The organism is Flavobacterium sp. NPDC079362, from assembly GCF_050267765.1.
Taxonomy (GTDB): domain Bacteria; phylum Bacteroidota; class Bacteroidia; order Flavobacteriales; family Flavobacteriaceae; genus Flavobacterium; species Flavobacterium azizsancarii.
This window is the reverse complement of sequence record NZ_JBNNFM010000002.1, coordinates 186260-199807: the sequence shown is the minus strand read 5'-3', so window position 1 is coordinate 199807 and position 13548 is coordinate 186260. Positions and strand designations below refer to the sequence as shown.

The following is a 13548-nucleotide window of genomic DNA, read 5'->3' as shown; positions in this document are numbered from 1 at the left end:
CGTGTAAATCATCATATTTTAAAACCCGTTTGAGTACATCAAGCGGGTTTTTTAATTCCAATTCTTTGTACTCAAACTATTAATCCAACAAAAACTAAAAAAATGAGTACGTTAAAAATTGCAATTCAAAAATCAGGTCGTTTAAACGAAGAAAGCATTCAAATTCTAAGAGATTGCGGTATTTCGATTAACAACGGAAACGATCAGCTAAAAGCAGAAGCTTCAAATTTTCCTTTAGAAGTTTTATACTTAAGAAATTCAGATATTCCACAATATTTGATTGATGGCGTTGTAGATCTGGCCATTGTAGGAGATAATCTTTTAGTAGAAAAAGGAAAACACATTGAAGTGATTCAGAAATTAGGATTTTCAAAATGCAAAGTATCTGTTGCAGTTCCTAAAACTTTCGAGTACAACTCTATTCAGGATTTAGCAGGTTTGCGCATCGCGACGTCTTACCCAAATACAGTTAACGAATATTTCAATTCTTTTGGCTTAAGTGTAGATATTCACCAAATCTCAGGGTCTGTAGAAATCGCTCCAAACATTGGTCTTGCAGATGCTATTGTAGATATTGTTTCAAGCGGAAGTACTTTATTCAAGAATAATTTAAGAGAAGTTGAAGTTATTCTAAAAAGTGAAGCTGTTTTAGCAGTGTCCCCAAAAGTTTCTCCTGAAATTCAAAAACACATTGATACTTTAAAATTTAGAATACAATCAGTTTTAAGAGCCAGAAATTCAAAATATATTTTGATGAATGTTCCAAACGCTAAAATTGATCAAATCGGAAAAATTTTGCCGGTTTTACGCAGCTTAACAGTTTTGCCATTGGCTCAGGAAGGTTGGAGCAGTGTACACTCCGTAATTGACAAAGATACTTTTTGGGATGTAATTGATAAACTAAAAGAAGCCGGAGCCGAAGGAATTTTAGTTTGTCCAATTGAGAAAATGGTTCTTTAAGAGCTTCGCTCGCTTTAGGCTATAAGCGCTATGCTTTACGCCAGGAAAAACACAAAGTTAAAAAGCTTAAAGCCTACAGCTTATAGCATAAAGCAGAAAACAATGAATAAAATAGACAATCCAAAACCAGATACCTGGTCAGAAATACTAAAAAGACCAACCAAAACTATCGATGATATCGAAGTTACGGTTAAAGAAATTTTTAAAGAAGTACAGAAAAAAGGAGATGAAGCTGTTGCAAAATATACTTCGATCTTTGACGGAATCGCTTTAGAAAACTATGAAGTTTCGGGAGAAGAGATTCAGGAAGCTGTTAATTCAATTTCTACAGAATTAAAAGACGCTATTCAATTAGCAAAAGCAAATATTTTAAAGTTTCATACTGCTCAAAAAACCGATAAAATTTCGATTGAAACCATTGAAGGAGTAAATTGCTGGCAGGAAAAAAGACCTATTCAAAAAATTGGGTTGTATATTCCAGGAGGAACTGCACCTTTATTCTCAACAGTTTTAATGTTAGCAGTTCCTGCCGAAATTGCAGGTTGCAAAGAAATCGTTTTGTGTTCACCACCGGATAAAACCGGAAAAATAAATCCCGCTATTTTATATGCTGCTAATTTATGTGGCGTTACAAAGATCTTAAAAGTAGGAGGGATTCAGGCTATTGCAGGAATGACATTTGGAACAAAATCGATCCCGAAAGTATATAAAATTTTCGGACCCGGAAACCAATTTGTAACTGTTGCAAAACAATTAGCAACGCAATTTGGAGTTGCAATAGATATGCCGGCCGGACCTTCAGAATTGTTGGTTGTGGCAGATGATACTGCTGTTCCCGCATTTGTAGCTTCAGATTTATTGTCGCAGGCAGAACACGGAACAGACAGTCAGGTCATTCTGGTTTCGACTTCTAAAAAGTTAATTAATGCTGTAGAAAAAGAAGTTCAAAGACAAATTGAAGAACTGCCAAGAAAAGATATTGCTAAAAAAGCGATCGAAAATTCAAAATTGATTTATGTTAAAAATGATCAGATCGCTCTGGATTTAATCAACGAATACGGACCGGAGCACTTTATCGTTTGTTCTGAATTTGATGATTTTTATTGTAATGGGGTTTTGAACGCAGGTTCGGTTTTTATTGGAAATTATACTCCGGAAAGTGCCGGGGATTATGCTTCAGGAACCAATCATACTTTGCCAACAAATGGTTATGCAAAGAATTACAGCGGAGTAAATCTGGATAGTTTTTTGAAATCAATGACATTTCAGAAAATATCTGAAAAAGGAATTCAGAATATAGGAAAAGCGATTGAAATTATGGCTGATGCCGAAGGTTTGCAAGCACATAAAAATGCTGTGACTTTGAGATTGGCTAGTTTAGAGAAAAGAAAATAGAATAAAGAGAATAGAGAAAAGAATATAGATTGTAGAAAAACGGTAAAAATCTTTCTAATTAAGGTTAAGTCTATGCTCTATTTTCTATAATCTATACTCTTCTAAAAATTAAGATAATGAAATTCGATATAAATAACATAATCCGGGAAAACGTAAAAACATTAAAACCGTATTCTTCGGCTCGTGATGAGTTTGAAGATTTTGATACGGCTCAAATGATTTTTTTGGATGCTAATGAAAACCCTTTTCAAAATGGAGTAAATCGTTATCCGGATCCGCAACAGGCTTCGGTTAAAGCGATTTTGGCGAAGAATAATAGCGTAAAACCAAGTCAGATTTTATTAGGAAATGGAAGTGATGAAGTTTTGGATTTACTTTTCAGAGCGTTCTGTGAGCCAAAATTTGATAATATTATTTCGCTGCCACCAACTTACGGAATGTACAGTGTTTTGGCAAATATTAATGCGGTCGAAAATAGAGAAGTTTTACTTTCGACAGATTTTCAGCCACAGGTAGAAAAGATTTTGGATACCGTCGACGAGAATACAAAAATCATCTTTTTATGCTCGCCAAATAATCCAACCGGAAATTCTTTTTCAGACGAAAGTGTAGTGAAGTTACTTCAAAACTTTAAGGGTCTGGTAGTGATTGACGAAGCTTATATTGACTTTTCAGACAAGGAAAGCTGGTTGACAGAAATTGATGAATATCCAAATTTGGTAATCACGCAGACACTTTCAAAAGCATATGGTCTGGCAGGAATTCGTTTAGGAATCTGTTATGGTTCGGATGCTGTGATTTCAGTTTTGAACAAAATTAAACCTCCCTATAATGTAAACGAATTAACGCAACAAAGAGCAACACTTCGTTTGAATGATTCAGACAAAATAAAACAGGAAATAGCTTCGATTATTGAGCAAAGGGAAGAATTACTTAAAGTTTTACTTGAAGTAAGCTTCGTTGAGAAAGTATATCCTACAGAAGCAAATTTTGTACTTGTAAAGGTCGATGACGCAAACAAAAGATACGATCAATTAATAGCAGAAGGAATTGTAATTCGTAACAGAACAACTCAGCCATTATGCGAAAATTGCCTGCGTTTTACAATTGGAATTCCAGAGGAAAATGCAGTTTTGATTAAGGAATTGAAGTTGTTGAAATAGAAGAAAGAATATAGAAGAAATATAAGAACTTTAGTAGTAGGATGAAAAATCTATTCTCTTTACTCTATTCTCTTTACTCTTTACTCTCAAAAAATAAAATATATGAAAAAAGTACTTTTTATCGATCGTGATGGAACGATTGTTTTAGAACCTGAAAATTATCAATTAGATGCTTTGGAGAAAGTAGAATTTTATCCAAAAGCATTTCAATATTTGGCTAAAATTGCCAGTGAATTAGATTACGAATTGGCGATGGTAACCAATCAGGATGGCTTGGGCACAGATAGCTTTCCGGAAGATACGTTTTGGCCAACGCAGAATTTTATTTTGAGAGCCTTTGAAAATGAAGGTGTTTTATTTGATGATATTTTTATCGACAGGTCTTTTCCGGAAGATAATGCACCAACGCGCAAGCCAAGAACCGGAATGTTAACTAAATACATTGATAATCCCGAGTATGATTTGGTTAATTCATTTGTTTTGGGAGATCGTCTGACAGACATTGAACTGGCTAAAAACTTAGGTGCAAAAGCAATTTTTATCAATGATAATGACGGAATAGGAAGCAATGAAATCTCGTCGAAACGTGAAGAATTAGGTGAAACAATTATTCTTCAAACGATGAGTTGGAAAGAAATTTATGAGTTTTTGAAATTAGAGGCACGTTCGGCTTCGATTACGCGCAAAACAAATGAGACTGATATCTTCATCGATTTAAATCTGGACGGAACTGGAAAAAGTAAAATCGAAACCGGAATTGCATTTTTTGATCATATGTTGGACCAAATTGCACGTCATGGTCAAATGGATTTAGAAATTCTGGTAAAAGGCGATCTTGAAGTTGATGAACATCACACGATTGAAGATACGGCAATTGCTTTGGGAGAAGTTTTTGCAAAAGCGTTAGGAAATAAATTAGGAATTGAGCGTTATGGTTTCTGTTTGCCTATGGATGATTGTCTGGCGCAGGTAGCAATTGATTTTGGCGGAAGAAACTGGTTAGTTTGGGAAACCGAATTTAAGCGTGAAATGGTGGGTAAAATGCCAACAGAAATGTTTTATCATTTCTTTAAATCCTTCTCTGATGGTGCAAAAGCCAACATCAACATTAAGGCAGAAGGAATAAACGAACACCACAAAATTGAAGCAATTTTTAAAGCTTTTGCAAAAGCCATAAAAGTAGCGGTGAAAAGAGATACAGAAAAAATGATTTTGCCTTCGACGAAAGGAATGCTTTAAGATCGTTAAAAATTGTTTCAAATTTCAGGTTTCAAGTTCTGCAGAGCAACGTGAAACCTGAAACCTGAAACTTGAAACCTGAAACAAAAAAAATGAAAATAGTAATTATAAATTACGGGGCAGGAAATATTCAGAGCATTATGTTTGCCATTGAAAGACTTGGTTTTAAAGCTGTTTTGAGTAATGATCCCGAAGAAATACAAGCTGCAGATAAAGTTATTTTTCCGGGAGTAGGGGAAGCAAGCTCTGCGATGAAAAAGCTAAAAGAAAGCGGTTTGGATAGCCTGATACCAGCTTTGAAACAACCTGTTTTAGGAATTTGCCTCGGAATGCAATTGATGTGTAATTCATCTGAAGAAGGAAATACTAAAGGTTTAGGTATTTTTGATGTAGATGTGATTAAATTTACCTCAAAAGTAAAAGTGCCACAAATGGGATGGAATCAGATTTACGATTTAAAATCAGATTTGTTTAAAGGAATTTCTGAGAATGAATTTATGTATTTAGTGCATAGTTTTTACGCTCCTAATTGCACTGAGAGCATTGCAACAACGAATTATGAATTAGAATATGCATCGGCTTTGCAAAAAGATAATTTTTACGGAACTCAGTTTCATCCTGAGAAAAGCGGCGCTGTTGGGGAGAAAATTCTTGAGAACTTTCTTAAATTAAACTCCAATTTTTAAAATTCCAAATTCCAATTGTAAAATCAATATCAATCAAAATGTCAATTTAGAGAAATCGTTTTTTAATAATCGGAACTCTAAAATCTAAAATATCAAAAAATGAGAATAATACCAGCTATAGATATCATCGACGGAAAATGTGTTCGTTTGTCAAAAGGCGATTATGATACTAAAATAATTTACAACGAAAATCCGCTTGAAGTGGCGAAATCATTTGAAGCACACGGAATAGAATATTTACATTTAGTAGATTTAGACGGAGCAAAATCGAGCAAAATTGTCAATTATAAAATCCTGGAACAGATTGCCACACAAACGAGCTTGCAAATTGATTTTGGTGGCGGTTTAAAATCAGATGAAGATTTGAAGATAGCTTTTGAAAGCGGTGCAAGCCAGATTACAGGCGGAAGTATTGCTGTAAAAAACAGAGCAATTTTCGAAAAATGGATTGCAGAGTATGGTTCCGAAAAGATTATCCTGGGTGCTGATGCAAAAGAGGAAAAAGTTGCAATTTCAGGTTGGCTAGAAGACTCAGATGAAGATTTGGTGCCGTTTATTCAGGAATATCAAACTAAAGGAATTCAGTATGTTATTTGTACTGATATTGCAAAAGACGGAATGCTTGAAGGCCCTAGTTTTGATTTGTATGCTAAAATTTTGAAAGAAGCTCATGGTGTAAAGTTAATCGCTTCCGGGGGAATTTCAACTTTTGATGAATTGCCAAAATTGGCGCATTTGGGCTGTGAAGGAACAATTATTGGAAAAGCGATTTACGAAGGAAGAATTACTTTAAAACAACTGGAAAACTATATAATTAGAAAATGAGATAATTAGATAATTTTACTTGTTGTGTAAAAAAATAGCTAATTATCAAATTCCAAATAACTCATTAAAAATATGATAACTTGTCATTTAAAATATATTATAGATCCTTATCAATTAGAGGCGTTTGAAGAGTATGGTAAAAGGTGGATTAAAATCGTAAATCGATTAGGAGGACAGCATCATGGCTATTTTATGCCTTCGGAAGGAGCTAATAATATTGCATATGCATTGTTTTCTTTTCCAAGTTTAACAGCTTATGAAGATTATAGAAAACAAATGTTTTCAAAGGACGATCAGGAATGTTTAGAAGCTTTTAAAATTGCCGAAGATACAAGATGTATCGTAAGTTATGAGAGAACGTTTTTAAGTCCTGTATTTAAATAAATTAGATAATGAGAAAATTAGATAATTCTACGTATTGTGTGAAAAATTAGCTAATTCTCAAATTCTCAAATTGACACATTAAAAGAAATGTTAGCAAAAAGAATCATTCCATGTTTGGATATAAAAAACGGAAGAACCGTAAAAGGCGTTAATTTTGTGGACTTACGCGATGCGGGAGATCCTGTTGAACTGGCAGAAATTTACTCGGCTGAAGGAGCTGACGAATTGGTTTTTCTTGATATTTCAGCTACCGAAGAACGTCGCAAAACGTTAGTAAATATGGTGCGAAGTGTTGCGGGAAAAATTAACATTCCATTTACTGTTGGCGGCGGAATTTCGTCTGTTGAAGATGTTGAAATTCTCTTGAATAATGGTGCTGATAAAGTTTCGATCAATTCATCGGCAGTAAAAAATCCGCAATTAATCAATGATTTGGCTCAGAGGTTCGGAAGTCAATGCGTTGTGGTTGCTATTGACGCTAAACAAATTAACGGACAATGGATTGTACATTTGGTTGGTGGCAAAGTTCCAACAGAACTGAATTTATTTGATTGGGCTGTAGAAGTGGCAGAGCGCGGAGCAGGAGAAATTCTATTTACATCAATGGATAACGATGGGACAAAAAATGGTTTTGCCAATGAAGCTTTAGCTAAATTGTCAGAATTGATTAATATTCCGATTATTGCTTCCGGAGGAGCTGGAAATATTCAGCATTTTGTAGATTCATTTAAAGTAGGAAAAGCAGATGCTGCTTTGGCGGCCAGTGTTTTTCACTTTAAGGAAATTGAGATTAAAGCTTTGAAACAGGAATTGAGAAATAATGGTATCGAAGTTAGACTATAAAAACTGAGTCAAGAAAAAAAACAAGATTTAATCTATAAATTAAAGATTTCGGAAAATCTAAAATCTGAAGTCAAAAAATCTAAAATAATATGGACATCAATATAAAAAGCTCACACGGATTGATTCCGGCAATTATTCAGGATTCAGAAACTAAAAATGTTCTGATGCTGGGATATATGAACGAAGAATCACTGCAAAAAACAGTAGAAACACAAAAAGTAACTTTTTTTAGCCGCTCAAAACAAAGGCTTTGGACAAAAGGCGAGGAGAGTGGGAACTTTTTAAATCTTGTAAGCATTAAAAATGATTGCGATGGCGACACACTTTTAATTCAGGCAAAACCAGAAGGACCTACATGTCACACAGGAGCAGATACTTGTTGGCAGGAAGGAAATAAAGAAAGCTATGGTTTTCTTTCAAATCTTGAAAATACAATCAAAATCAGAAGAGAAAATGCCGATTCTGAGAAGAGTTATGTTGCTTCATTATTTGAAAAAGGGATCAATAAAATTGCTCAAAAGGTTGGTGAAGAAGCTGTTGAAGTTGTGATCGAAGCCAAAGATGATAATGATGATTTGTTCTTAAGCGAAAGCGCTGATTTGTTGTTTCATTATTTGATTTTATTGCAAGCAAAAGGTTTTCAGCTGAATGATGTTGTAGATGTTTTGAAGAAACGTCAGAAATAAATAAGAATTAATTTTCGGCTCAATTGTCAGACTGAGGGAACTCGAAGTTCCGCAAAGTGATTTAGTAAACGGAACTTCGACTTCCCTCAGTCTCACAAAAATGGTATCGCGCTAAAAAATAATGCATTTATGAAATTGTTTGTTTGTCTATTTTTATTTCTAAGTCCAACTTTAAATTTCGATTTTAAGAAAAATATTTTATCATATTCGATAGTTATTTCTAAAGCAGATTTAATTGTTGACGGTACAATTTCGAATGTTTCAAAGGATAGGTATGAATTTACAATAAGTCAATTTATTAAAGGAAAATCTGATTCAAAAATTAATGTTACAATCTGGAAAGAATGGATGTGTGACGGTCGGGTTAGCGATTTGAAAAAAGGACAAAAGTTACTTCTTTTTTTAGAAAAGACCTCTAAAAGTGTTTATTATCCCATAAATGAAAGTACGGGAGAATTATTTCTTGAAAAAGATAATTCGCCTTCTCCATCAATGTACAGGTTAGAACGATTTCCAAACGGAACTGTAATAAAAAAAGGCATAAAAATGTTTCTTGAAACCTATCAGGCTTATGGGAATTTAAATGATAGATTTTTGCAAAATGTATATTTTCAATCAAACAAATCTATCTTTGAAATTTATAAAATGAAGGAAGATAATAAGTTTTTTAAATATTTAGTTGATAATGAAATGCAATATTACACCGTTAAGTAACTTGCATCGTAGCTTTTTAAAATTTAAAGCAATCAGAATTAAGTTTCTTGTGGAGATCCCTCGTTCCTTGGGATGACAAGATTGCGGATAAAAAAAAAGAAAAAATCCGCGTTAATCTGCGTTTTCGCTTTAGCGAATCCGTGTCATCCGCGTACCATCTTATCGCTATTCCAGAAACTCGAAAACAGCAAATTCTTCCGGTTGGTGAAAACCATATTTTAAGCTCTTATAATATTGTAATGCAAGATATTCGGTTGTATTACCGTAATCAATTCTAAAAGTATTTCCCCTCCATTTTGTTCCGGCTTTCGGTTTATTGAAATTGCCGTTTTTAATAGTTTCTAAACTCGAAAACGGAATCTTAATTTCAGTATCAAAACCTTCGGGCGTTATTTTACTTTTTGCTTCAAGGCCTGCGATATCAAAAGCCATAGAAGTGTTCCAGCCACCACAATCCGGCGAAATACATTTAAGCAATAAATCATAGTTAGATGAAAAAGCATTTACCCCAATTTCGATATAATTTTGACCATCTCCGTCAGGATCGATAAAAATCTCTACTAAATCATCGGTACTAAAAATTTGAGAATCTTTTTTCTGAGCTGATCCAATTATTTTAGAATCTGTTGAATGATAGGCGATATACAGGTTCTCATCATTCCACGAAAGTGAAACAAAAGTATTCTGAGTACCTTTTTTTCCTGAATCATGAATTACAAAAGGTCCAAGAAAAGGGGTTTTCCAATCGGATAAATCTCCATCAATTGTTATTTTTTCAGCTGTTTTATAAATTGGTATGCTTTGCGAATAATTTGTTATTGAGCACATGAAACATAAAACAGTAGTGATTGCACTAATTTTCATAAATAGTATAAATGAATTTGATTTGCTAAAATACAGAAGAATAAATAACTTTTAATAATAATTTTTCTGATTAGCATTTCTAAAATCATTTAAAACTTAAATCGAATGTTTACATTTGTTGAAGTTTAAGCGGGTTGAAATACCTTTCTTATTTCGGTTAAAAGAAAATATTTACTTCATATGAAAAAATACTTCGGTGGCGCTTTAATCGCCTTTTTGTTTGGTTTTACAACCAATGCCCAGGGACTTTTGAATAAGTCAGAAACGGTTTTTACACATCAGGATACTTTACGCGGAAGCATTACAAAAGAAAGAGCCTGGTGGGATTTGAAATATTATCATTTAGATGTAAAAGTAAATCCAAAAGACAAAACTATTACGGGTTCAAACACTGTTCGTTATACGGTCCTAAAGGATTATAACAAAATGCAGATTGATTTGCAGGAACCTATGCAGATTTATAAAGTAACGCAAGACGGAAAAGAATTGAAATTCGAAAGGGACGGAAATGCTTTTTTTATTCAATTAACGGCTGCTCAAAAAGTAGGCGATACAAAGGAAATTATAATTTCATTTGGAGGTAAACCTAAAGAAGCTGTAAATCCGCCTTGGGATGGTGGAATTACATGGAAAAAAGATAAAAACGGAAAGGATTTTATCGCATCATCATGTCAGGGATTGGGTGCTAGTGTTTGGTGGCCAAACAAGGATCATATGTATGATGAAGTCGAAAACATGTTGATTACTGTAAATGTTCCCGGAGATCTAACTGATGTCTCAAACGGAAGATTGAAAAGTGTTAAAAAAGAAAAAGACGGTACTAAAACCTTCAATTGGTATGTTGCCAATCCAATTAATAATTATGGTGTAAACATAAATATTGGGGATTATGTGAATTTTACAGAGAAATATAAAGGAGAAAAAGGCGATTTAGATTGCAGTTATTATGTTCTGAGAGACAATCTGGAAATTGCAAAAGAGCATTTTAAAGATGCTCCAAGAATGCTAAAAGCTTTTGAAAACTGGTTTGGACCTTATCCGTTTTACGAAGACAGCTATAAATTGGTTGAAGCACCTTATTTAGGAATGGAACACCAAAGTAGTGTGACTTACGGGAATGGTTACAAAATGGGATACCGAGGGAAAGATTTAAGCGGAACCGGATGGGGATTAAAATTCGATTTTATCATTATTCACGAATCCGGACACGAATGGTTTGCTAATAATATTACCTATAAAGATATTGCAGATATGTGGGTTCATGAAAGTTTTACGAATTATTCTGAAAGCCTTTTTGTTGAATATTATTACGGAAAAGATGCAGGTGCAGAATATGTAATTGGGTGCAGAAGAAACATTCATAATGATAAGCCTATTATTGGTAATTATGATGTCAATAATGAAGGATCTGGAGATATGTATCCAAAAGGGGCGAATATGCTGCATATGATTCGTCGGGTCATTAACGATGATGCAAAATGGAAATCTATTTTAAGAGGTTTAAACAGCACTTTTTATCACCAAACGGTTACTGGTAAACAAATTCAGGAATATATCAATACGCAATCTGGAATTAATTTCAACAGGGTTTTTACACAGTATTTAAACACAACTCAGATTCCGGTTTTTGAATATATTTTTAAAAACGGATCTTTTGGATATCACTGGACTAATTGTGTAGCTAAGTTTGATATGCCGGTTAAAGTAAAATTAAACGGTGAAGAGATATGGCTTAAACCAACCACAGAATGGAAATCAGAGAAAACAACAAACGAGAAACGTACGCTTGAAGTTGATAAAGATTTCTACGTAACAAGTTCTAATATTGTAGAATAAAGATTAAATAAATTCCAATTTTTTAAAATTCCAAATTCCAATTCCGAGGTTTCGGGAGGGATTTGGGATTTTTTTTGCGTCTAGTAAACCCGACAGGTTTTAAAAACCTGTCGGGTTTGTTGGTTTTAAAGGGATTTTGGCAGGGCCTGTCATTTCGATCGGAGAGAGAAATCGCACTAGAAATTCGTCAAAGATTTTCGACTTAAGATTGGAGACTTTCAGGGAGGAGTTTCTTACGGAGATTTTTCCTCACGTCAGAAATGACAAAAAGCGTGAAAGATCTTAATCCTTCACGCTTTTTGTCTGTACTAATCTTTGTCAAAGTTTTAAACTTTGACAAAGACCCGTGCGCAAACCATTGGAATTTGGAATTTTAAAAAATTGAAAATTTCGTCCTTAACGGCTATTCAACTTCGCTTTTTCCTTAATTATATCAGCAATTTTGCGATTTTCAATTTTACTTTCAAGCCATGAAATGATATCCAGATATAAGAAAGCTCTTTTTTCGTAGGTATTTTTTTCAAGTTCTACAAAACGCGCATGCATTTTTTTAAATTCTTTCTTAATATCGGCTGGATAAAAGTTATTTAAGTTTCTCAGGAACTTAATAATTTCCTTTTGAACTTCGTGTAAGTCGTTCATTTTTAATAGAAACTTATAAGTGTTTTTAAGGTGGTTCTCCATGTAATAATCTTTCCCTAATTCATAATGCGCAATTAAAGACAATAGTCTCGCAAAACACATTAAGTCCTCACGCATGCTTAAATTTCTGTTATTAATAATTTTATCCAGATAAAAAATGCATTCATTATACTTCTCATTTCCAAAATAAATGGAGGCGATCTTATAGAAAAATAACATCTCGTGATGCTCATCAAGATGTTCGCTATGAATTTTTATTTTCTCTAAGATCTCGGGAATCAAATATTCGCTTTCTGCAAAAGTTCCTTCCAGGATATGATAATTCAGCTTATTATTATATAAATATAGAAATGATAGCGATGCAATGTTGTCATTTACAGGAAACTTAGGATCTTCAATTGTTTCTTCTAAAAGCGTTAAATACTTCTTGAAATTCGATTTGTACTTCAACATATATAAAGACTCCAAAAAGTAATGATTCCCTTTTAAAAAAAACACCGGATTCTGATAGATCATGTTTGGGTTGTCGTAAAATAATCTCACCCACTTATAAGCAAATTTATAACTCGCAAGAAAGTCCTGAACCAGAAAACTTCGCCATAAATTGGCGTTATAGAACCAATATTTCTCTCTGAATCCAAACTTGCTTTCGTCTAATTTAGCAATATGTTTATTGAAATAGTCATCAATATAAGTATACTCTTCATCATTTTTTACATAACCGGTCTTAAGCATGATTCCGTAAAGCTGAAGCGACAAATTAGATAACTTACTTGAAATTGTATTTCTATAGTTTAATTCTTTAGCCTGAATAACCAATTCATCGGCTCGACCCTGAATACTTCGGGTAATATATTGCGATTCGATTAGTTTTTCGAATTCTACAATCTCATACGCCATATATTTCTCATCATTTTCAAGCGCAATGATTTTTGTCTTGTCCAGAATTTTTAAACTTTGTTTATACAGTCCTTTATTGTATAAAATACCCGCAAAATCTATTTGTTCACGCAGTTGATAACGAATGTTCTGACTCGGAATATTCAACCTGATGCTGACCAGAATCTGTTTGTATAAGTATGATTTTAAATTAGATAGCTGTACTTTTTTAATGATCCCGCTTTTTAGAATAAGCTTTTCATCGTAGGTTTCAGACTTATCTAAAATATTAAATAATTCGATGAATTTCGTATTTGAACTCGTCTCTAAACGGCTTGCAAAAATCTTAAACTGTCTTTTTTCGGATTTAGAAAGCGATTTAATCAATACAAATAAGAAATCTTTTTGATGGTTAGCCATTGTAAAATATAA

Annotated in this window: 13 protein-coding genes; 11 read left to right on the top strand and 2 right to left on the bottom strand. The window is 33.5% G+C overall.

Annotated elements, in window-relative coordinates:
• Window positions 1-102: 102 nt before the first annotated feature.
• From hisG to ACQKCJ_RS03070, 10 genes are all read left to right on the top strand, one after another.
• Window positions 103-960, top strand: coding sequence for an ATP phosphoribosyltransferase (gene hisG, locus ACQKCJ_RS03115; protein ID WP_271337553.1), 858 nt, complete (start codon window positions 103-105; stop codon window positions 958-960).
• 102 nt (window positions 961-1062) lie between these two features.
• Window positions 1063-2355 carry a histidinol dehydrogenase gene (gene hisD, locus ACQKCJ_RS03110; RefSeq protein WP_427401338.1) on the top strand — a complete coding sequence of 431 codons (1293 nt, stop codon included), beginning with the start codon at window positions 1063-1065 and terminating at the stop codon, window positions 2353-2355.
• Between the two features lie 116 nt (window positions 2356-2471).
• Window positions 2472-3518 carry a histidinol-phosphate transaminase gene (gene hisC, locus ACQKCJ_RS03105; protein WP_271337551.1) on the top strand — a complete coding sequence of 349 codons (1047 nt, stop codon included), beginning with the start codon at window positions 2472-2474 and terminating at the stop codon, window positions 3516-3518.
• Window positions 3519-3620: 102 nt separating this feature from the next.
• The gene (gene hisB, locus ACQKCJ_RS03100) at window positions 3621-4757 is read left to right on the top strand and encodes a bifunctional histidinol-phosphatase/imidazoleglycerol-phosphate dehydratase HisB (protein ID WP_271337550.1); all 1137 of its coding nucleotides are present in this window, start codon (window positions 3621-3623) and stop codon (window positions 4755-4757) included.
• Window positions 4758-4849: 92 nt separating this feature from the next.
• Window positions 4850-5443, top strand: a complete 594-nt coding sequence (hisH, locus tag ACQKCJ_RS03095) for an imidazole glycerol phosphate synthase subunit HisH (protein ID WP_427401337.1) — start codon at window positions 4850-4852, stop codon at window positions 5441-5443.
• 99 nt (window positions 5444-5542) lie between these two features.
• Window positions 5543-6268: a 1-(5-phosphoribosyl)-5-[(5-phosphoribosylamino)methylideneamino]imidazole-4-carboxamide isomerase gene (hisA, locus tag ACQKCJ_RS03090; RefSeq protein ID WP_271337548.1), complete on the top strand. Its 726-nt coding sequence runs from the start codon at window positions 5543-5545 to the stop codon at window positions 6266-6268.
• 72 nt (window positions 6269-6340) lie between these two features.
• Window positions 6341-6652, top strand: coding sequence for an NIPSNAP family protein (locus tag ACQKCJ_RS03085; protein WP_271337547.1), 312 nt, complete (start codon window positions 6341-6343; stop codon window positions 6650-6652).
• Window positions 6653-6739: 87 nt separating this feature from the next.
• Window positions 6740-7495, top strand: a complete 756-nt coding sequence (gene hisF, locus ACQKCJ_RS03080; protein WP_271337546.1) for an imidazole glycerol phosphate synthase subunit HisF — start codon at window positions 6740-6742, stop codon at window positions 7493-7495.
• An 89-nt stretch (window positions 7496-7584) separates the two neighbouring features.
• Window positions 7585-8181: a bifunctional phosphoribosyl-AMP cyclohydrolase/phosphoribosyl-ATP diphosphatase HisIE gene (gene hisIE / locus ACQKCJ_RS03075; protein WP_271337545.1), complete on the top strand. Its 597-nt coding sequence runs from the start codon at window positions 7585-7587 to the stop codon at window positions 8179-8181.
• 129 nt (window positions 8182-8310) lie between these two features.
• Entirely contained in the window at window positions 8311-8895 is a 585-nt protein-coding gene (locus tag ACQKCJ_RS03070; protein WP_271337544.1) for a hypothetical protein, read from the top strand.
• A 165-nt stretch (window positions 8896-9060) separates the two neighbouring features.
• Here the strand turns inward: ACQKCJ_RS03070 and ACQKCJ_RS03065 are convergent, their stop codons facing one another.
• Window positions 9061-9759: a carbohydrate-binding family 9-like protein gene (locus tag ACQKCJ_RS03065; RefSeq protein ID WP_427401336.1), complete on the bottom strand. Its 699-nt coding sequence runs from the start codon at window positions 9757-9759 to the stop codon at window positions 9061-9063.
• A 180-nt stretch (window positions 9760-9939) separates the two neighbouring features.
• On the opposite strand from ACQKCJ_RS03065, the gene ACQKCJ_RS03060 reads away from it, so the two are divergent.
• Window positions 9940-11595: a M1 family metallopeptidase gene (locus tag ACQKCJ_RS03060; protein ID WP_427401335.1), complete on the top strand. Its 1656-nt coding sequence runs from the start codon at window positions 9940-9942 to the stop codon at window positions 11593-11595.
• A gap of 396 nt (window positions 11596-11991) precedes the next feature.
• Here ACQKCJ_RS03060 and ACQKCJ_RS03055 read toward each other — a convergent pair whose 3' ends face one another.
• Window positions 11992-13536, bottom strand: coding sequence for a hypothetical protein (locus ACQKCJ_RS03055; protein WP_427401334.1), 1545 nt, complete (start codon window positions 13534-13536; stop codon window positions 11992-11994).
• Window positions 13537-13548 lie beyond the last annotated feature (12 nt).